The following is a 19,418-nucleotide window of genomic DNA, read 5'->3' as shown; positions in this document are numbered from 1 at the left end:
ATGTTACTGAGGGAAGAAGTACAGCTTTTGCGCCGGATACCTTACTTTGCGAAGGTGGATCCGTGCCGTCTTAAGCTACTGGCTTTCGCATCCAGCAGGGTCAGCTACGATGCCAACCAGGAGCTCTTTCATCAGGGCGACGCTGGCGATTGCGCCTACGTTCTTCTGAGTGGCAGCGCGGATATTCTCATGGAAGCCCCTGATGGCGAAGTGAAGATCGGCGAAGTCAAGGGTGACTGCATCGTGGGCGAAGTCTGCCTGCTCTGTGATGGTGTCCGCACCGCGACCGTTCGCAGCACCACTCCAGTCGAGGCACTCAAGATCTGCAAGGACGCCTTCTCCAAGGTCCTGATCGATCCGGGTGTGACACGCGAAGTCACTCGCGCATTTGCTGAGCAGCTGCATCGCACGACCAGTGAACTCGATCGTACCCGTGCTGGTCAGCGTCAGCTGGTCAACTGACCTCAGACTGTTTTGCGGTAATAGAAATAACGGCCTTCTTCCACGTTGGGCAGGCGGGGCAGTTCTTCCAGTTGTGGATGTGACAGCGGAAGGCCGCTGACGGCAATTCCTCCCTCCGTCAGCATGCCAGCCACCATGTCCGGCAGCCATTGCAGTGTGATGGCGTCCTTTTCCGGATAACCGGTGCCGATGTCGGAATGCACCAATGCTGCACCTTTGCCGACAAACCCCTGTCCGGTCTCGCGGATTTCCCCCTCGATAAAATCTTCCGGTTCCGGTGCCAGCGTTTTGTGCGCGGCAAATTGCCGGTCGAACACAACGATGCGACGGTCGCCGAAATTCTCACGCAGATGGCTGTAGGTGCGACCATTGCCGAGGCCGACTTCAAGAACGGCGCCATCCGGAAGCGAAAGGGCATCGCGGATGTGATTGAGGATATCGCGCTGTGCCGTCATGCGGTTGATAAAACTGTCGAGCCGGCTCATGGAAGATCCTTATGCTTTGACGATGTGATCGGCGCTGATGTTGCGGCGAGCAAAGACATTACGTGTGTCGATGACGAGCGATGACCAGTCGGCAAGCGCCTGATAATCGACATCGTCGTGATCGGTGGCGACCAGCACGGCATCATAGCTGCGGATATCCGCTTCGCTCCAGCCGATCGACCGGCGTCCGCGCAGATGTCCGTATTCGCGGGTCTGCGGAATTTCTGGGACAAAGGGATCGTAATAATCAAAATCGCCGCCGCGCTCGAGAATGATCTCCATCAGCTTCAGCGACGGGCTTTCGCGAATATCCGGCACATTTTTCTTGTAGGCGAGGCCGAGGATGAGAATTTTCGAGCGGCTGAGCGCCTTGCCGGCCTTGATGTCAAGCGCTTCGGCAAGACGGGTGATCACATGGCGCGGCATGGCCGTGTTGATCTCGCCGGCCAGTTCGATGAATCGCGTTGGCTGATCGTATTCGCGTGATTTCCAGGTCAGGTAGAACGGGTCGATCGGGATGCAGTGGCCGCCAAGGCCGGGGCCGGGGTAGAATGGCATGTAACCGAACGGTTTTGTCTTGGCCGCATCGATCACGTCCCAGACATCGATGCCCATGGCCTCGTAGACGACCTTCAATTCATTGACGAGGGCGATATTGACGGCGCGAAAAATGTTCTCCGTCAGTTTTACGGCTTCGGCTGTTGCGGTCGATGCCACCGGCACCACCGTCTTCACCACCGAGCCGTAAAAGGCCTGCATCATCTCGGTCGCGGCTTCGCCGTCGCCGGCGACGATTTTCGGAATGGTCGAGGTTTCGAATTCACGGTTGCCGGGATCTTCGCGTTCCGGCGAATAACCGATGAAGAAATCCTCGCCCGAGCGCAGGCCGGATTTTTCGAGGATCGGCTTCATCACCTCGTCGGTCGTGCCGGGATAGGTGGTCGATTCCAGCACGATCAACTGGCCGGGACGAAGCGTCTCGGCGATCTTTTCGCAGGTTTTTTCCACGTAGGAGAGATCGGGGTCGCGGTGATGCGTCAAAGGCGTCGGAACGCAGATTGCAATCACGTCGCAATCGCGCAGCTGGGCAAAATCGGTGGTTGCGGAAAAACGGCCGGCTGCCGTTTCTCCCGCCAGAATATGGTCCGGCACTGCCTCGATGTAACTCTTGCCCGCCTCGATCGCCACCATCTTGGTCGGGTCGATGTCAAAGCCGGTAACGCAGTAGCCGGCGCGCGCCATGGTCATTGCCAGGGGCAGGCCAACGTAACCAAGTCCGATGACACCGGCGCGGGCGGATTTGGATTGAATGGCGGCGAGGAGGGTAGAAGATGGAGTGCTGGTCACGGGGAAGGAACCTGAATTTCGATGTCCCTCAGTTGAGTGCAGCGGGCCGAACTGTCAAGGGACGGCGGTGGCGCAACTTGGCCGCAGGTCTCGTGCCTCACGCCGGTTCACGGTGATGAGGCTTGCATCAGGCTCGGCTCGGCGTTTATGCCTTTCTCCATGAAAATCGCCTTCCATGCGCCATTGAAGTCGCCCAACCATCCGGTTCCCTCTGGTGACCGCCTGATGGCGCGGCTGCTGATTGCAGCCTTGCGCAAGAGTGGTCACGAAGTCGAGATCGCCTCGGAATTTCGCTCGTTTTCTGCAGATCCCGCGGCACTTCCTCGCCTGCAGAAGGAGGCCGGCCTGGAAATCGACCGAATCGATGCAGCCTGGCGAGAGGTTGGCCGGCCTGATCTGTGGTTCTGCTATCATCCTTATTACAAGTCGCCTGACCTCATCGGTCCTGCTCTGTGCAAGGCGCATGGTGTTGCCTATGCAACAGCCGAAGCCTCCTATTCCGAGCGCCGCAATGGTCAGGGCTGGCGTGATCATCAGGCCCTGCTGGGCGCGGCATTGCGCCTTGCCGCCGTCAATATCGGTTTCACCCGGCGTGATCTCGACGGCATCAGCCAATCGGTGACGGACGCCCGGCTCGAACATCTGCCCCCCTTCATCGACACGGCTGCTTTTTCCAGTCTGCTGCCGTCTCCAGAGCCGTTTCGGCTTGTCACGGTGGCGATGATGCGCGCAGGCGACAAGCTCAACAGCTACACCGCATTGGCCGCTACACTGAAAAATCTTGCCGATCTTCCGTGGACGTTGTCGATCGTCGGCGATGGCCCCGCGCGCAGTGAAGTGGAAGCATTGTTTGCCGGATTCCGATCTGATCGCATCGTCTGGCACGGCCAGCTGGCTACGGACGAAATTGCCGGCGTGCTTGCCGCAGGTGCGCTCTATCTCTGGCCCGGTCATGGCGAGGCTTACGGTCTTGCCTATCTGGAAGCGCAGGCAGCCGGATTGCCGGTCGTGGCCGAACGTATTGCCGGCGTGCCGGAAGTCGTTATCCATGGCCGCACAGGGATTTTGACTGCACCCGGTGACGTCGCTGCCTATTCCGCCGCGATCCGGCACTTGCTGCTCGATAACGTTGACCGGAACACGATGGCCAAAGCCGCCAGGCACTTCGTACTGGACGAACGCTCGCTCAACGGGGCGTCCAGCCGGCTCGACACCATTCTGAAAACCCATCTGGAACATTTGCGATGACCGAACGACTGCTGATCGAGGCGCTGGACAGATTGGCCGCGAATGGCAAGCATGTCGACCTGTGGCTGCGCGATGACGATTGCATCGAACCCAGCGATGCGCTCGACGCTTTTCTCGGCGCTGCGGCACGCCATCAGATCCCGAGCACACTCGCCGTCATTCCTGCCCATACCGGTGAGGCGCTGGCGAAACGGCTGGAACGTGAGCCGGATGTTCTGGTCACGATGCATGGCTGGTCGCATGAAAACCATGCGCCGCAAGGCGTCAAGAAGCGCGAACTCGGTCTAGATCGGCCGATTGATGTCGTCGAGAAACAGCTTCAGCAAGGTCTGGAAATGCTCACCGCCCTGCATGGGCGTCGTTTTTTCCCCATGCTGGTGCCGCCATGGAATCGTATCGATCCGGCTGTCGTCGCATTACTTCCGGCACTGGGGTACTGCGCGCTTTCCACCTTCGGGCCGGAAAAAGCGGCGGCCGTTCCGATGCTCAACACCCATGTCGATGTCATCGACTGGCATGGCACCCGCGGCGGTCGCGATGCGGCCGTCCTCTTTGCAGAAACGGCAGCGATCTGCCGGCCGGGGGCGGCCATTGGCGTGCTCACCCATCACCTCGTTCATGATGGTGCGGTTGCCGATTTTCTTGAGCGCCTGTTCAGCCTGACAACCGGCCATCCAGGCTGCCGGTGGCGGTCTGCGGCAGATATCCTTGCCTCACCAGCTTTTCCAGCCGATCAGAAAACCTGAATCAGAACCTTCCGCCTTTCGCGCGGTATCCAGCACGTCGGCTACCGGCGCTTGCTGTGCAAGATTTGCGGCCACGAACCGCGTATCCGGCACAGTCACCGCCGCCATACGTGCGAGAAGCGTAAAGATCACCGGTCCTGTTGCCCACCAGGCGGGTGCGCCCGGCAGTTCCGCCATCACGCCCGGCAGCGCATCAACGAGAATGTCAAACAGCGGATGCTGCGGCGGTGCTGCAATGAACGAATTGGTGAGAAGAAGGCTTTCGCCGCCGAGGTTGCGTGGCGTCTGTTCCGCCAGTGCCGACAGGCCGACCAATGGTATGAAGGCATCGAAACCGACATCCATGCGGGCCGGGTACCAGTCGCAGTCGAGATAGATGCCGCCTTCACGCGCCAAAATCAGGTAACGGGCCACATCGACGGCGCCTGGAAAATCGCCGGCATCGAGAAAAGCCCGGAAGACCGCATTGTCATGGACGCCAATGGAACGGATATCCTCTTCCTGCCACAGGCGATGATCATAACCCGTGGCTTCTGCATGCCGCTGCCATGCCTCCACGCTGGCGGTAACCGGTTTCGAACCGATCCAGACCTGGTGGATCACGCGCGGAACAGGTGCGGCATTGAGCGCCGCCATGCTGCGCCGAGCTGTATCATCCACGCGAAAATGCCGGGTTATGCGCTCGGGGTCGGGCACGAGATTGTATTGCAATCCGATACGCGCAACCGCGTCACCCTCGGCCTTGGCGAGCTTGAGAAAGGACGCATGCAATTTGCGCGGCATGCCCAGCAACGTCATGGGACCCAAACTGTCGATCGATTGCGACGTGAGGCCGGTGCGAAGCTCTTCGAGCAGCGCGCGCGCTTCTGCCAGACGGTGATCGGCGATCAGGTTTCTGGCCGCTTGCAGAGTTGCCTTCTCGCCGCCTCTGATACCCATGTGATAACGCTCCCGCCGCTCCTGATTGCCCTTTGCGGCTACGACGTTTTCCGCCTTTCGGTCAAACGCTTTCGTCTTTTGGAACCATCTTGCGTTTTGCGATTTCTGTCACATGGACAGAGGGAGGCGGCGTGCTATACGCTGCGTCAGAATTGTCCAGAAATTGGCCTGCTTTGACTGCGCCATGACGAAGGGCATCGGGGAAATGAAGTGACCGAACGCCACGATTTGCTGCGTGCCGAAGATTTGAGCGTATCGTTCCCGTTCTACGGTGGGCGCATCGAGGCGATCCGCAATTTCAGCCTGCGCATTTCTCCCGGCAAGGTCACGGCACTGGTGGGCGAATCCGGCTCCGGAAAGTCCGTTTTCGGCCGCACGATCATGGATATCGAATCCGCCTCGGCGCAGATCGGCGGGCGTGTTTTTTTCAATGACCCGGCCAGCAGCGAAGGCCCGATCGATCTTCTCGCTCTTCCGCATGACGGGCGAAAGATCCGCTCCATCCGCGGCAATCGCATCGGCATGATCTTTCAGGAACCGATGGTGTCGTTTTCACCGCTGCACACGATCGGTAACCAGATCGAGGAAGCGCTGAAGACCCACACGATCCTGTCGCCGGCGGAACGGCACGAACGGGTGATCGAGATGCTGGGGCTGGTCGGCTTTTCCAAGCCGAACAAGGTTTTTGGCATGTACCCGTTCGAACTTTCGGGCGGCATGCGCCAGCGTGCGATGATCGCCATGGCACTGATCTGTCGCCCGGCACTCCTGATTGCCGATGAGCCGACCACCGCGCTCGACGTCACCATCCAGGCGCAGATCCTCAAGCTTTTGAAAGACCTTCAATCGCGCTTCGACATGGCGATGCTGTTGATCACCCATGATCTCGGAGTGGTCGCCAATCTTGCCGACGAGGTGGTGGTCGTCTATCGCGGCGAGGTGATGGAAGCCGGTCCGGTTGCCGATATTTTCCGCGGACCAAAACATCCCTATCTCAAGGGCCTGATGGCAGCCGTTCCGCATTTCGATATGCAGCCGGGCGAACGTCTCAAGCCGTTGCGCGATATCGATGTCGATGGCGGCCGTATGCTCGCGAAAAAGAAAGCGGCAGCGGAGCCGGCTTCGGTGCATCCGCGCTCCGATGTCCTTCTCTCCGTCCGCAATATCAGCAAGTCTTTTACCGCCCGCCGTTCCGGTTTCTTTGGCCTTGGCACGCCGGAAAAGACTTTGGCCGTCAACGACGTCAGTTTTGACATTTTGCGCGGTGAGAGCCTTGGTCTCGTCGGCGAAAGCGGTTGTGGCAAGACCACGCTCAGCAAGATCCTGATGCGCGGACTGACGGCGGATGCCGGTTCCGTGACGTTCAACGGTGCCGATGGTCCCGTCGATGTGCTTCATGCCCATGGGCAGGAGCTGCGGGCACTGCGCCGAAAGGTGCAGATGGTGTTCCAGGATCCGGTCTCGTCGTTGTCGCCGCGCATGACGGTGCGCAACATCATCGCCGAACCACTGCAGATCCACGAAAAGGGCGATGCCGAAAAGCGCACCCGTATCGTCGAGGCGCTCACCAGCGCCATCGGTCTCGATCGCAGCGCGCTCAGCCGTTACCCGCACAGCTTTTCAGGCGGTCAGCGCCAGCGTATCGGCATTGCCCGCGCGCTCGCGCTAGGACCCGAGCTGCTGATCTGCGACGAACCTGTCTCGGCACTCGACGTATCGATCCAGGCGCAGATCCTCAATCTCCTGAAGGATCTGAAGAAGGAACTCGGCCTCACCTACCTGTTCATCTCGCACAATCTCGCGGTGGTGAACTACATGGCTGATCGGGTTGCCGTCATGTATGCCGGCCGTATTGTCGAGATCGGCCCCGTCGAAGCCATCATGCGCTCGCCGGTTCATCCCTATACGCGAAAACTGCTGGCGGCCGTGCCTTATCCCGATCTCGATCGCCCGCTCGATTATGCAACTGTCGGCAGTGCGCTGAAACGCCCGAAATGGGACGCGCCCTTCGATGACGAGGAGCAGCCGGAAAGTCTGGCGCATGCCGATCTCGGCGGTGGCCACCTCGTTCTCGCCCGGCGCAGTGTCGATGCTAGGGAGTTGCGGCCATGATCACCCGTCGCCTCCTGCTTTCGCTTCTTGCCTCTTCGGCTGTCGTGCCGTTCGCAAAGGCTGCCGAAACCGCCATGAACCTTGAAGGCGCTACGGTTCCACCCGGACCTCCAATGACGCCACGCGTGATCAATCTGGCAGCGCTCGGCCGCGAACCTGGCAAACGTGGCGGCACTGCGCGCATGCTGATCGGTGGGCAGCGCGATATCCGTCTGATGCCGATCAATGGTTATGCGCGGCTGATCGGTTACGACGAACATCTCAATCCGCTGCCGGATCTTCTGGAAAAATACGAGGTCGAGCACTCGCAGGTCTTCACCTTCCATCTGCGCGAAGGTCATCGCTGGTCGGATGGCAGCCCGTTCACGACGGAGGATTTCCGTTATGTCTGGGAAGACATGTTCCATAACAAGGAACTGCATCGCGGCGGCATTCCGGCCGAATTGATCGTCAATGGTGCAGAGCCGCGTTTCGAAATCCTCGATGAACTGACGGTGCGGTATTCGTGGGATGCACCCAATCCGGATTTTCTGGCACAGCAGGCTGCGCCTTCTCCGACGCGGCTGATGATGCCGTCAGCCTATATGAAGCAGTTCCATGCGAAATATCAGGACGCGGGCACGCTGGCGAAACTGATCAAGGCGAACCGCGTCGAAGACTGGTCGTCGCTGCATCAGAACAAGGGCCGTACGGTTCGGCCAGAAAATCCCGATCTGCCGACGCTCGACCCCTGGCGCAACCGGACTGCTCCCCCCGCACAGCAGTTCATTTTCGAGCGTAACCCGCATTTTCACCGCATCGACGAAAACGGCGTGCAGCTGCCCTATATCGATCGCTTCGTGCTTAATGTCAGTTCGCCCGGCCTGATTGCCGCCAAGGCGGGCTCGGGGGAGAGCGAGCTTCAGCTCGCCAATATCGATTTCGCCGACTACACGTTCCTGAAAAGCTCGGAGCAGCGCTTTCCGGTACACGTCAATCTGTGGAAGCGCACGCAAGGGTCGCGCATCGCGCTGATGCCCAATCTCACCTGCAAGGATGATATCTGGCGCGGCCTGTTCCGGGATGTCCGCGTGCGGCGGGCACTCTCGCTGGCCATCGATCGCAGCGAGATTAACAAGGCGTCTTTCTACGGTATAGCCAAGGAGAGCGCGAATACGATCCTGCCGGAAAGCCGCCTCTACCGGAAGGAATATGCCGAAGCCTATATTGCGCATGATCCGCATGAGGCAAACCGGCTTCTGGATGAGGCAGGTCTCGCGCGCCGCAACGAAAAAGGGTTTCGGCTGCTTTCGGATGGCCGCATCGCGCAGATCGTCATCGAGACGGCGGGCGAGGATTCCTTCGAAAGCGATGTGCTCGAACTGGTTGCCGATCACTGGTACAAGGTCGGCATCGCCATCCATGTCCGCGCCTCGAGCCGCGAATTGTTCCGCAGCCGCATCCGTGGCGGCGAAACGATCATGTGCGTCTGGCCGGGTATCGACAATGGCGTGCCGACGGCCGACATGTCGCCGAAGGAACTTGCGCCGACCTCTGATGACCAGCTGCAATGGGCAAACTGGGGTCTGCATTATCTGTCCGGCGGCAGCGATGGCCGTCCGCCCGATATGCCGGAACCATTGAAACTGCTCGATCTTCTGGCCGACTGGAGACGTAGCGGCGAAACGGCCGAGCGTGAAAAGATCTGGCATGAAATGCTGTCGATCTACACCGATCAGGTCTTCACCATCGGCATCGTCAATGCGGCGCTGCAGCCGGTGGTGAGTTCGTCGCGCCTGCGCAACATGCCGTCGCGCGGTCTGTTCTGTTTCGATCCCTATTCCTATCTCGGCGTCTACATGCCGGACACGTTCTGGTTCGGGGAGAGCGCCTGATGCTACGGTACATTCTCTGGCGCATCCTCGTGATGATCCCGACGCTGCTGATGATCTCGCTTCTGGTCTTCACCATCATCGAGCTGCCACCGGGCGATTATTTTGAAAGTTACGTCGAGGAAATGCGTGCCATCGGCGAAAAGGCCGATCTGCAGGAAATCGAGGAGTTGAAGGCCCGCTACGGTTACGACAAGCCGGCGCCGATAAGGTACCTCAACTGGGTCGGCGGCATGCTGGTCGGCGATTTCGGTTATTCCTTCGAATACCGCATGCCGGTCAACGAGGTGGTCGGCGATCGTCTATGGCTCACTATTTTGGTGTCTTTCGTCACCATCGCGCTCACCTGGATCATCGCCTTTCCGATCGGTGTCTATTCGGCCACGCGCCAATATAGCTGGGGTGATTACGGCCTGACGCTGTTCGGGCTGATCGGCATTGCCGTGCCGAATTTCATCTTCGCGCTGATCCTGATGTATTTCGCCAATATCTGGTTCGGCACGACGATCGGCCATCTGATGGACCAGAAATATCTCAACCAGCCGATGAGCTGGGACAAGTTCTGGTCGATCCTCGAGCACCTGTGGATCCCGGTCATCATCATCGGCACGGCCGGCACGGCCTCGATGGTTCGGCGCCTGCGTGCAAACCTTCTCGATGAGTTGCAGAAGCAGTATGTCATGACGGCGCGGGCCAAGGGCCTGCATCCGCTCAAGGTTCTGGTCAAATATCCATTGCGCATGTCGCTCAATTTCTTCATCTCGGATATCGGCTCGATCCTGCCGTCGATCATTTCGGGTGCGGAAATCACCGCCGTGGTGCTGTCGCTGGAAACCACCGGCCCGATGCTGATCAAGGCATTGCAGAGCCAGGACATGTATCTGGCCGGCTCCTTCCTGATGTTCCTTGCTTTCCTGACAGTCATCGGCGTGCTGGTGTCGGATATTGCGCTGGCACTGTTTGATCCGCGTATTCGCCTGAAAGGAGGGGCCACCAAGTGAAACCGACCCTTCCCGAAAGCGGCCAGCCGCTCGCCCATTATGTTTCGACCGCACCTTTCGACCCCTACGCGACAGAAGCGGCCGCCGCCTCCAGCGCCTATACGGAAGCATCGCAGCTGAAGCTGATGTGGTGGCGGTTCAAGCGCCATCGGCTGGCGCTGATCTCCGGCATCCTGTTGGCTGTCGCCTATCTGTCGATCATCATCGTCGAGTTTCTGGCGCCCTATAACCTGCACACGCGCAACATCGACAGCATCTATTCACCACCGCAATCGGTGCATCTTTTTCATGACGGCGAATTCGTCGGGCCGTTTGTCTACAAGCAGCACATGCAGCTCGACATGACGACGTTGCGAAGGGTTTATACCGATACCAATATCGTGCAGCCGCTGCGCTTCTTCTGTCATGGCGATGCCTATCGTTTCTGGGGGCTGGTCGAAACCGATCGCCATCTGGTTTGCCCGGCTGAAGGTGGTGATTTCTTCCTGCTCGGCACGGATCGGCTCGGGCGGGATGTCATGTCGCGCATTCTGTATGGTGCCCGCATATCGCTGACGATCGGCCTTCTCGGCATCACCACCAGCTTTGTTCTCGGCATTGTGATCGGTGGCCTTGCGGGTTATCGCGGTGGCGTGTTCGATCTGATCGTCCAGCGCATCATCGAGGTGTTGCAGTCCATTCCCAGCATTCCGTTGTGGCTGGCTTTGGCCGCCATCATGCCGGTGACATGGAGCCCGTTGATCATCTATCTCGGCATCACCTTCATCCTCGGCATGCTCGACTGGACGGGGCTGGCGCGTGCCGTGCGTTCCAAACTGTTTTCGCTGCGGGAGGAGGATTATGTCCTTGCCGCGCAGCTGATGGGGGCCAGCAAGACCCGTATCATCGGCCGCCATCTGGTGCCCGGTTTCATGTCGCATCTGATCGCCAGCGCCACGCTCGCCATTCCCGGCATGATCCTTGGCGAAACGACGCTCAGCTTCCTCGGTCTCGGTCTGCGGGCACCGATCACGAGCTGGGGTGTCTTGCTCACGGAAGCGCGCACGGTTAACGTGATTGCCCTCTATCCCTGGCTTCTGTTTCCGGTCATCCCGGTCATTGTGGTCATCCTGGCATTCAACTTTCTGGGAGACGGCTTGCGCGACGCGGCCGATCCCTACAAGTGACACGCATCGCATTCGTATAATCTGAAACGAAAGACCCACATGACGCGCCGTCTCGATAACGCTCGCATCCTCATGTACAGCCATGACACGTTTGGACTCGGCCACCTGCGCCGCTGTCGCGCCATCGCCCATTCGCTGGTCGAGGATTATCGTGGTCTCAACGTACTGATCATTTCCGGCGCCACCATTGCCGGCGCCTTCGACTATCGCGCCCGCGTCGATTTCGTCAAAATCCCGTCGGTCATCAAGCTGCGCAACGGCGAATACACGTCGATGGATCAGCATATCGATCTTCAGGAAACCCTGAAGATGCGCCAGTCGATCATCCGGCATACTGCCGAAACCTTCGACCCCGACATCTTCATCATCGACAAGGAGCCGCTTGGCCTGCGCGGCGAAGTCGAGGATACGCTGGCCTATCTGAAGACCCGCGGCACCAAGCTGGTTCTCGGCCTGCGCGAAGTCATGGATGCGCCGCACCTTCTCGACAAGGAATGGCAGCGCAACGACGTGATGCGCAAGATCGGCCAGTATTATGATGATATCTGGGTTTATGGTCCGCCGGAGTTTTATGATCCGCTGGTTGGCCTCGATGCGCCGCAGAACGTGCGCTCCAAGATGAGTTTCGTCGGTTTTCTGCAGCGTGCCGTCGGTGAAGGCGTGCAGTCGGATCACCGCCAGAAGGGCGACTATATTCTCGTCACCACCGGCGGCGGCGGCGATGGCGCCGATCTCGTGCAGGAAGTGATTGCCGGTTACGAAGCTGATCCGACTTTCACGCAGAAGGCGCTGATCGTGCTTGGTCCCTATATGCCGGCCGAACAACGCCATCGCCTGCAGGAGGCCGCTTCGCGTGTCGGTCCACTGGAAGTGATCGAGTTCGACAACCGCATGGAAGATCTCGTTGCCAATGCCAAGGCGGTCGTCGCCATGGGCGGCTACAACACCTATTGCGAAATCCTCTCCTTCGACAAACCGGCGCTGATCGTGCCGCGCACACAGCCGCGCGAAGAACAGCTCATCCGCGCAAAGCGTGCCACCGAACTCGGGCTTGTCACCATGCTTCTGCCGGAGGAATCCGCCGATCCCAAGCGCATGGCGCAGGCATTGCGCACCCTGCTCACCCAGCCGGCACCTTCTGCAGGCGATCCGAGCCTGAGGCTTGAGGGGCTTGCCCATATCTCATCCATGGTCGGCGAGTGGATGAACCACAGGGACGGCGACCATCTGTCGGTCGTGCAGGGCTGATCCTTCCCATGTTGGAAAAGAAGAAGATCGTTGTCCTCCTGAAGGGCTATCCGCGCCTTTCGGAAACGTTCATCGCGCAGGAGCTTCTTGGGCTAGAACGGGCCGGGCTGACGCTCGAACTGTTTTCCATGCGCCGGCCCACCGACAAAAAACGCCACCCCATCCATGACGAAATCCGCGCGCCGGTCAAATACCTGCCGGAATATCTGCATGAGGAGCCGCTGCGGGTGTTGTGCTCGCTCGTGAAGGCAGCGCGCAAGCCGGGTTTCGGCAAGGCATTTCGCCAGTTCCTGTCGGACCTCGGCCGCGATTTTTCGCGCAACCGTTTTCGCCGTTTCGGACAGGCTGCCGTGCTGGTGGCCGAATGGCCGCAGGACGCGGACTGGCTTTATGTGCATTTCATCCACACACCGGCCTCCGTTGGCGGCTATGCAGGCCTTATTGCCAACATCCCATGGTCGGTCTCGGCGCATGCCAAGGATATCTGGACATCGCCCGCCTGGGATCTGCAGGGCAAGCTCAGACAGGCAAGCTGGGCCGTCACCTGCACCCGCGCCGGGTTCGATCATCTGACTGAACTTGCCGGTCGTGGTGATGTCGTCAACCTCAGTTATCACGGCCTCGATCTCGACCGTTTCCCGGTCTTTGCCGACAAGCGGAATGTCCGCGACGGTTCTTCGGCAGACGATCCGGCCATCATTCTCTCCGTCGGTCGCGCGGTCAAAAAGAAGGGTTACGACACCCTGCTTCAGGCTCTGTCGCTTCTGCCAAAGGATCTGCACTGGCGGTTCCGCCATATCGGTGGCGGCGAGCAGCTTTCGGCGTTGAAAGCGCAGGCTGAACAACTCGGTATCACCGATCGCATCGAGTGGTTTGGCGCTCTGGCGCAGGTGGAAGTGCTGGAACATGATCGCAACAGCGACGTCTTTGCGCTCGCCTCGCGCATTACCGATGACGGTGATCGCGACGGCCTGCCGAATGTGCTGGTCGAAGCCGCCAGCCAGCGCATGGCCTGCGTGGCAACCGCCCAGGCCGGCATTTCCGAACTTTTCATTAATGACGAAAACGGCCTGCTGGTGCCGCCGGACGATGCGAAGGCTTTGGCTGTGGCACTGGAACGCATGATCCGCGATCCGGCGCTGCGCCAGCGTCTGGGGGACGCCGCCGAACAGCGCGTCCGCCACGAATTCGATCATCGCGCCAGCATCCGCCAGCTGGAAACACTGTTTGCCGCCCATCGCGGAAAGGCCTGACATGTCCACCAATGAAAGCCGGCAGCCGCGCGTTTTCTTTTATGTCCAGCATCTGCTCGGCATCGGCCATCTCGCTCGCGCCAGCCGCGTCGCTGCAGCGCTGGTGGAGGGTGGTTTTGCCGTGACGCTGGTGACAGGCGGTCTGCCGGTCAAGGGTTTTCCGGGACCGGGCATCGAGCATATCGAACTGCCGCCGGTCGCCACAGGCGTGGAATTCGCCGGCCTGGCGCAGGCGGATGGCACGCCGGTCGACAAGGTTTTTGAGGAAGCACGCACCAGACTGCTGCTGGATGCCTTTCATCGTGTGAAGCCGGATGTGGTCATCACCGAGGCCTTTCCCTTCGGTCGTCGTCAGGTGCGTTTCGAGCTTCTGCCGCTGCTGGATGCCATCGCGGCCACGGAACCGCGTCCGATCGTCTGTGCCTCCGTGCGTGACATTTTGCAGGAAAACCGCAAGCCCGGCCGCGATCAGGAAACCGTCGACCTGGTGCAAAACCATTTCGACCATGTTCTGGTGCACGGCGATCCCGCTTTTGCCCGCATCGAAGATACGTTTCCGCTGGCCGACCGGATCTCCGAGCGTGTCATCTATACCGGCATGGTCGCCCCGCCGGCGCCAAATCCCTCGCCGGAGCGCTATGATATCGTCGTCTCCGCCGGTGGCGGCGTGGTCGGCGCGGCCTTGATGGAGGCGGCGGTCGCGGCATCTGCCGATTTCGATGCGGCGCTGAAATGGTGCGTCATCACCGGCCCCAACCTGCCGCAGGCGGATTTCGACCGGCTGGCCGTCGGCACGCCCGACAATATCAGCTTGTTCCGGTTTCGCCCGGATTTCCCGAACCTGCTGGCGGCCGCCACGCTCTCCATCTCGCAGGCCGGCTACAACACGGTCGGCGATCTGCTGCAAACCTCCTGCCGCCTGCTTCTGGTGCCCTTTGCCACCGGTGGCGAAACGGAACAGACCGAGCGCGCCGAAAAGCTGAAGGCCATGGGACTGGCCGCGGTGGTGGAAGAAGCGTCCCTGTCGAAGGAAAGCATGTCGGCGGCGATAACCGAGGCATTGAAACTGCCGCCACCGTCCACGGTCGATATCCGCATGGATGGCGCCAAGGAAACGGGCCGGATATTGCGCGGGCTTCTGGCGGAACGCGTGAATTAGCCTCAAGGCACCGTCATCCGTCGACCTCTAAGGCAAGCATCAATCCTTTCAAATGCTTGCCTATCCGAAATTGCTTTTCCGCAATCGGGAACAACAGTCCGTGATTGGCGTTGAGCGTGATCGACGCTGAGGGAGGACGCCCGAGATGACCACGCCTGTGACCAAGCCGGATGATTCGGCAGAGCCGAAAACCGAACTCAACCGCATGATCGGCCCCGGCCTGCTGCTTCTCTTCATCGTCGGCGATATTTTAGGCACCGGCATCTATGCGCTGACCGGTCAGGTGGCGGCAGAAGTCGGTGGTGTCGTCTGGCTGCCATTCCTCATCGCCTTTGCCGTGGCACTGGTCACCGCCTGCAGCTATCTTGAGCTTGTCACCAAATACCCGCAGGCGGCGGGTGCCGCGCTTTACACCCACAAGGCTTTCGGGGTGCACTTTCTCACCTTTATCGTCGCCTTCGCCGTTATGTCGTCCGGTATCACCTCGGCCTCGACAGCCTCACGCGCTTTTGCCTCCAATTTCACGGCCGCCACCGGGTTCGATTTCGGGGCCTATGGCGTCACCGGTGTGGCACTCTTCTTCATTGCCGCCATTGCGCTCGTCAATTTCCGTGGCGTCGGCGAAAGCGTGAAGATGAATGTGGTGCTCACTGTGGTCGAACTCACCGGCCTGTTCATCATCATCGGCATCGGTTTCTGGGCGATCGGCAATGGCCAGGGCGATGTTTCCCGCGTCTGGACCTTTGAGCCTGCCGGTGACCATGGCGTCATCTGGTCGGTGGTTGCCGCCACCACGCTTGCTTTTTTCGCCATGGTCGGCTTCGAGGATTCGGTCAACATGGCCGAGGAATGCAAACAGCCGAGCCGGATTTTTCCAAAAGTGCTGCTCGGCGGTCTCGTCATCACCGGCGTCATCTACATCCTCGTCGCCATCTCGGCGATCACGCTGGTCTCTGCCGCCGATCTCGGTGAAGGTGAAACGCCGCTGCTGAAGGTCATTCAGGCCGGCGCACCCAATTTCCCGATCAGCATTTTCGGTGTCATCACCATGTTCGCCGTCGCCAATTCGGCGCTGATCAACATGATGATGGCGAGCCGCCTGATCTACGGCATGAGCCGCGAAGGCGTGCTGCCGGCGGCGCTCGGAAAAGTCCACAAAACGCGCCGCACGCCCTATATTGCCATCGTCTTCACTACGCTGCTGGCCGTCGGCCTGATTGCCTTTGCCGGTGGCGTGCCGGCGCTCGGCGGCACTACGGCGCTGCTGCTGCTCGCTGTCTTTGCCATCGTCAATGTCGCGGTGCTGGTGTTGCGCAAGGACACGGTCGGCCACAAGCATTTTCGTACACCGACCTTTCTGCCGGTGATCGGTGCGGCCAGTTGCCTGTTCCTCGTCGGCCCATGGACCGGCCGCGATCCGGTGCAGTACACGATTGCCGCCGTGCTGTTGGCTATCGGCGTGGTTCTGTGGTTTGCCACGGTACGGTTCATGAAGGCGCAGGCGCAAACGGCTTGATGTCACGCATCTTCGCTGAAGGAACGGCGGCAACCTGAACCGTTGCCGCCTTAAAACTTACATGCCCGCCTCGGCCATCCAGAATTCCGCATCCGCACCGCCCGGAATATGCAGCGGGGCAGACGGATCGGTCGCTGCCCGCCAGACTGCTTCCGCCACATCGGGTGCATAGGTCACGGGACCGGTATCGTCCTGCACGGTTTTCACGAATTGCTGAAGCATCGGTGCATAATCCGCATTGTCCATCCCGCGCAGGTGAGGGCGTGCGTTCGCTCCGAAACTGGTTTCCGGCGAACGGCCCGGCAGGACGATATGCACCCGGACGCCAAAAGGCTCCATTTCAATTGCGAGCGATTCCGTAAAAGCGTTCACGGCTGCCTTGCTTGCCCGATAGACACCGATTACCGGCAACGGCTTTACCGTCACCGTGGAGGTCACGTTGATGATGACACCTGCCCGGCGCTGGCGCATCTGCGGCAGCACCGCCTGAACCATCGCCAATGTTCCGATCGTGTTTGTCTGGAACAGCGCCTGCACCGTTTCCGGTGCTGTCAGTTCCACCGGCGATGGCGCTCCGAAACCGGCATTGTTGACAAGAACGTCGATTGGCCCGGCATCTTCCACCGCCTGCGAAATGCTTGCCGGATCGGTGACGTCGAGCGCAAGAATGCGCAGACGTTCGGACACCGGCAGCAGGCCCGTATCGGGCTTGCGCATCGTCGCGATCACGTCCCAGCCCCGCTCAAGAAAGAGTTTTGCCGTCTCAAGACCGAAACCAGACGAGCAACCGGTGATCAATATCGTGGACATATGCTTCTCCATGTCAAAAGGAATGAAGCCATGGTAATGACGAATATCGAGACTTTATATATTCCAGAATCTCCATTTCTTTAGAGACAGTCCTGATCATGTCCGTCGATCCCCTTGCCGAAATCGTTACGCTGCTGCAGCCCACAGCCCGTTTTTCGAAACTGGTGGAATGTGCCGGCGCCTGGAGGATCGAGCGGGAAGCGACTGGCGAACCGTTCTACTGCGCAATCCTTGAGGGGCGTTGCCGCGTGCGGTTCGGCGGCGGCCAGCCGTTCATGCTGCAGGCCGGTGACTTCATACTCGTGCCCGCCATGCGCAATCTCGCCAATGAGAGCATTGATGCGCCGGCCGATCTCCCTGCCATGGTGCCCACGCAACTTGGTGATGGCCGTTTTCGTGTCGGCTCACTGGAAGGACCGGCCGATCTGCGCATGCGCATAGGTCATTGCAGTTTTGGCTCACCGGATGCAGCCCTGCTCGTATCCCTCTTGCCCGATGTCGTTATCGTTCGCGATCAGCCGCGGCTGGCGACACTGATGCAATTGGTTGGAGAAGAGACACGCGCGCGTCGGCCGGCGCGTGAACTCGTTCTGGAGCGACTGTTGGAGGTGCTGCTGATCGAGGCGTTGCGATCCGGCACGGAGACCACTGCATCACCCGGCCTGAGCCGTGGCCTTGCCGATGAACGCCTCTCGGCGGCGCTTCACGCCATGCATGCGCGGCCTGCTCATCCGTGGACGGTTGCCGATCTGGCCACAGAAGCCGCCCTGTCCAGATCGGCATTTTTTGCGCGCTTCAACCGTGTCGTCGGCCTGCCGCCGATGGAATATCTGCTGGCCTGGCGTATGGCGCTCGCCAAGCGGCTTTTGCGCGACCGCGACATGGGAATGGATGACGTCGCCGAACGCGTGGGTTACGGGTCGGCAAGCACGTTCAGCGTCGCCTTTGCGCGACACGCGGGCATGCCGCCGGCACGATATGCGCGCAGCGAGCTGCGGGATGGAATGAGCACCACAGGGTTCGGGACATAGGGCAGGGAGCGCGAGGTTTCGCTATTTGGTAAACCGATCCCGCCACGCCCCCTGCGCGCCCTCCACCGGCAGTGACGTTGCCTCATACACGCCGCGTGCAATGGCTCGTGCTGTCACGATCGTCGCCAGATGAAAGATCTCCATCAACTCCGCCATGCCCCCCACCGGCTTTTCGCCGGTCGCGGCGGCAAACATCGTGTCTCCGTCGAAGGGCAGGTGGGCGGGCAGCACGGCGCGGGCCAGTCCGTCATGGGCGAGTATGGAGAGGCGATGTGCCTGCGCCTTGGTCAGCACTGCGTCTGTTACGACAATGCCTATTGTCGTTGCCGTCACGTTCACGCCTTTCAGGCGCATATCCGTATCGAAGGTCGTGGGAATGCCCAGCCCGCCAAATTCGTTATTCTGTTCGAACGTGGCGGCCCAGAAATGCGGGCCGTTGCCGATCGTTGCCGAGCCCAGTGCATTGGCGGCCACCAGTGCCGCCACCGTATGTCCGGCTTTGGTTCTGGCGCTGGCTGATCCCAGCCCGCCCTTGAAGGTCGCCGTGGTCGCCCCGGTGCCGGCGCCCACTGTGCCGAGCGCAGAGTCGCCTTTTCCGATCGCTTCGAAAGCCTCAAAACCCATGTCGCGATAGGGGGAATGGCGACCCCAGTCCTTGTTCCCGCTGTTCAGGAGATCCATCAGGATTGCCTGCGGCACGATCGGCACTTTTGTGGTGCCGACCGTCAGGCCGCGTCCGATTTCGCGAAGACCTGCCTGCACGCCGCCGGCCGCATCCAGCCCGAAGGCCGAGCCGCCGGAGAGCACGAATGCATCCACCGTCTCGACCGTCATGGACGGGTCGAGGAGGGCGGTGTCGCGTCCGCCCGGCGCGCCACCCAGTACGCTGCCGGAGGCAATCACCGGGCGGTCGAAGACGACGGCCGTCACGCCGGAGCCGAGCACGAGGTCGGTGGCATGGCCGACGGCCACGCCCTTGATATCGGTCAGCAGGTTTTTCAACGGCGCATCAGCTGTCATCGGC

The 19,418-nt window shown here is 60.3% G+C and carries 17 protein-coding genes; 12 read left to right on the top strand and 5 right to left on the bottom strand.

Annotated features, from left to right (window positions below; genetic code table 11):
- Complete coding sequence (locus tag AAIH70_RS22365; RefSeq protein ID WP_132278762.1) at positions 1-462, top strand: cyclic nucleotide-binding domain-containing protein; 462 nt, start codon at positions 1-3, stop codon at positions 460-462.
- Between the two features lie 2 nt (positions 463-464).
- Here AAIH70_RS22365 and AAIH70_RS22360 read toward each other — a convergent pair whose 3' ends face one another.
- Positions 465-947, bottom strand: coding sequence for a class I SAM-dependent methyltransferase (locus AAIH70_RS22360; protein WP_132278765.1), 483 nt, complete (start codon positions 945-947; stop codon positions 465-467).
- A gap of 9 nt (positions 948-956) precedes the next feature.
- Entirely contained in the window at positions 957-2,294 is a 1,338-nt protein-coding gene (locus tag AAIH70_RS22355; protein ID WP_430035717.1) for a nucleotide sugar dehydrogenase, read from the bottom strand.
- Positions 2,295-2,453: 159 nt separating this feature from the next.
- On the opposite strand from AAIH70_RS22355, the gene AAIH70_RS22350 reads away from it, so the two are divergent.
- Together AAIH70_RS22350 and AAIH70_RS22345 are read left to right on the top strand one after the other, a co-directional pair.
- Positions 2,454-3,542 (top strand): glycosyltransferase family 4 protein, encoded by a 1,089-nt coding sequence (locus AAIH70_RS22350; protein WP_430035715.1) that lies wholly within the window; start codon positions 2,454-2,456, stop codon positions 3,540-3,542.
- Positions 3,539-4,288: a polysaccharide deacetylase family protein gene (locus AAIH70_RS22345; RefSeq protein ID WP_132278774.1), complete on the top strand. Its 750-nt coding sequence runs from the start codon at positions 3,539-3,541 to the stop codon at positions 4,286-4,288. The genes AAIH70_RS22350 and AAIH70_RS22345 overlap by 4 nt, the downstream gene beginning before the upstream one ends.
- Here AAIH70_RS22345 and AAIH70_RS22340 read toward each other — a convergent pair.
- Positions 4,256-5,227, bottom strand: coding sequence for a glycosyltransferase family 32 protein (locus AAIH70_RS22340; RefSeq protein ID WP_165932115.1), 972 nt, complete (start codon positions 5,225-5,227; stop codon positions 4,256-4,258). The two genes, AAIH70_RS22345 and AAIH70_RS22340, sit on opposite strands and share 33 nt — an antisense overlap.
- A gap of 210 nt (positions 5,228-5,437) precedes the next feature.
- Between AAIH70_RS22340 and AAIH70_RS22335 the strand changes: the two genes are divergently transcribed.
- The 8 genes from AAIH70_RS22335 (at position 5,438) to AAIH70_RS22300 (ending at position 16,553) form a co-directional block, all read left to right on the top strand.
- Positions 5,438-7,339 carry an ABC transporter ATP-binding protein gene (locus AAIH70_RS22335; protein WP_132278777.1) on the top strand — a complete coding sequence of 634 codons (1,902 nt, stop codon included), beginning with the start codon at positions 5,438-5,440 and terminating at the stop codon, positions 7,337-7,339.
- On the top strand, positions 7,336-9,213 hold the full coding sequence (locus AAIH70_RS22330) for an ABC transporter substrate-binding protein (RefSeq protein ID WP_132278780.1): 1,878 nt from the start codon (positions 7,336-7,338) through the stop codon (positions 9,211-9,213). The genes AAIH70_RS22335 and AAIH70_RS22330 overlap by 4 nt, the downstream gene beginning before the upstream one ends.
- Positions 9,213-10,211 carry an ABC transporter permease gene (locus tag AAIH70_RS22325; protein WP_132278783.1) on the top strand — a complete coding sequence of 333 codons (999 nt, stop codon included), beginning with the start codon at positions 9,213-9,215 and terminating at the stop codon, positions 10,209-10,211. The genes AAIH70_RS22330 and AAIH70_RS22325 overlap by 1 nt, the downstream gene beginning before the upstream one ends.
- Complete coding sequence (locus AAIH70_RS22320) at positions 10,208-11,377, top strand: ABC transporter permease (protein ID WP_132278786.1); 1,170 nt, start codon at positions 10,208-10,210, stop codon at positions 11,375-11,377. Before AAIH70_RS22325 ends, AAIH70_RS22320 begins: the two co-directional genes overlap by 4 nt.
- A gap of 39 nt (positions 11,378-11,416) precedes the next feature.
- Entirely contained in the window at positions 11,417-12,625 is a 1,209-nt protein-coding gene (locus AAIH70_RS22315; protein WP_132278789.1) for a glycosyltransferase family protein, read from the top strand.
- A gap of 8 nt (positions 12,626-12,633) precedes the next feature.
- Entirely contained in the window at positions 12,634-13,878 is a 1,245-nt protein-coding gene (locus AAIH70_RS22310; RefSeq protein WP_430035712.1) for a glycosyltransferase, read from the top strand.
- Position 13,879: 1 nt separating this feature from the next.
- Positions 13,880-15,037 carry a glycosyltransferase family protein gene (locus AAIH70_RS22305; protein ID WP_132278795.1) on the top strand — a complete coding sequence of 386 codons (1,158 nt, stop codon included), beginning with the start codon at positions 13,880-13,882 and terminating at the stop codon, positions 15,035-15,037.
- Positions 15,038-15,182: 145 nt separating this feature from the next.
- Positions 15,183-16,553 carry an APC family permease gene (locus AAIH70_RS22300; RefSeq protein ID WP_132278798.1) on the top strand — a complete coding sequence of 457 codons (1,371 nt, stop codon included), beginning with the start codon at positions 15,183-15,185 and terminating at the stop codon, positions 16,551-16,553.
- Positions 16,554-16,610: 57 nt separating this feature from the next.
- On the opposite strand, the gene AAIH70_RS22295 is transcribed toward AAIH70_RS22300, so the two are convergent.
- Positions 16,611-17,363 (bottom strand): SDR family oxidoreductase, encoded by a 753-nt coding sequence (locus tag AAIH70_RS22295; protein WP_132278801.1) that lies wholly within the window; start codon positions 17,361-17,363, stop codon positions 16,611-16,613.
- Positions 17,364-17,461: 98 nt separating this feature from the next.
- Here AAIH70_RS22295 and AAIH70_RS22290 point away from each other — a divergent pair, with 98 nt between their 5' ends.
- A complete protein-coding gene (locus AAIH70_RS22290) occupies positions 17,462-18,394 on the top strand; it encodes an AraC family transcriptional regulator (protein ID WP_132278804.1) in 933 nt (310 codons plus the stop codon).
- 21 nt (positions 18,395-18,415) lie between these two features.
- Here AAIH70_RS22290 and AAIH70_RS22285 read toward each other — a convergent pair whose 3' ends face one another.
- Positions 18,416-19,414, bottom strand: a complete 999-nt coding sequence (locus AAIH70_RS22285; protein WP_132278807.1) for a P1 family peptidase — start codon at positions 19,412-19,414, stop codon at positions 18,416-18,418.
- Positions 19,415-19,418: the final 4 nt, after the last annotated feature.

It is taken from the genome of Neorhizobium sp. BT27B (genome assembly GCF_050455485.1).
Classification (GTDB): Bacteria; Pseudomonadota; Alphaproteobacteria; order Rhizobiales; family Rhizobiaceae; genus Neorhizobium.
The sequence above is the reverse complement of the archived record's forward strand: the minus strand, read 5'-3'. Positions and strand labels throughout refer to the sequence as shown.

Excerpts from the sequence above, each read along its gene's own strand:
- AAIH70_RS22365 (WP_132278762.1), top strand. The coding sequence starts at position 1 with ATGTTACTGAGGGAAGAAGTACAGCTTTTGCGCCGGATACCTTACTTT.
- AAIH70_RS22360 (WP_132278765.1), bottom strand. The coding sequence starts at position 947 with ATGAGCCGGCTCGACAGTTTTATCAACCGCATGACGGCACAGCGCGAT.
- AAIH70_RS22350 (WP_430035715.1), top strand. The coding sequence starts at position 2,454 with ATGAAAATCGCCTTCCATGCGCCATTGAAGTCGCCCAACCATCCGGTT.
- AAIH70_RS22345 (WP_132278774.1), top strand. The coding sequence starts at position 3,539 with ATGACCGAACGACTGCTGATCGAGGCGCTGGACAGATTGGCCGCGAAT.
- AAIH70_RS22340 (WP_165932115.1), bottom strand. The coding sequence starts at position 5,227 with ATGGGTATCAGAGGCGGCGAGAAGGCAACTCTGCAAGCGGCCAGAAAC.
- AAIH70_RS22330 (WP_132278780.1), top strand. The coding sequence starts at position 7,336 with ATGATCACCCGTCGCCTCCTGCTTTCGCTTCTTGCCTCTTCGGCTGTC.
- AAIH70_RS22325 (WP_132278783.1), top strand. The coding sequence starts at position 9,213 with ATGCTACGGTACATTCTCTGGCGCATCCTCGTGATGATCCCGACGCTG.
- AAIH70_RS22315 (WP_132278789.1), top strand. The coding sequence starts at position 11,417 with ATGACGCGCCGTCTCGATAACGCTCGCATCCTCATGTACAGCCATGAC.
- AAIH70_RS22310 (WP_430035712.1), top strand. The coding sequence starts at position 12,634 with ATGTTGGAAAAGAAGAAGATCGTTGTCCTCCTGAAGGGCTATCCGCGC.
- AAIH70_RS22305 (WP_132278795.1), top strand. The coding sequence starts at position 13,880 with ATGTCCACCAATGAAAGCCGGCAGCCGCGCGTTTTCTTTTATGTCCAG.
- AAIH70_RS22300 (WP_132278798.1), top strand. The coding sequence starts at position 15,183 with ATGACCACGCCTGTGACCAAGCCGGATGATTCGGCAGAGCCGAAAACC.
- AAIH70_RS22295 (WP_132278801.1), bottom strand. The coding sequence starts at position 17,363 with ATGTCCACGATATTGATCACCGGTTGCTCGTCTGGTTTCGGTCTTGAG.
- AAIH70_RS22290 (WP_132278804.1), top strand. The coding sequence starts at position 17,462 with ATGTCCGTCGATCCCCTTGCCGAAATCGTTACGCTGCTGCAGCCCACA.
- AAIH70_RS22285 (WP_132278807.1), bottom strand. The coding sequence starts at position 19,414 with ATGACAGCTGATGCGCCGTTGAAAAACCTGCTGACCGATATCAAGGGC.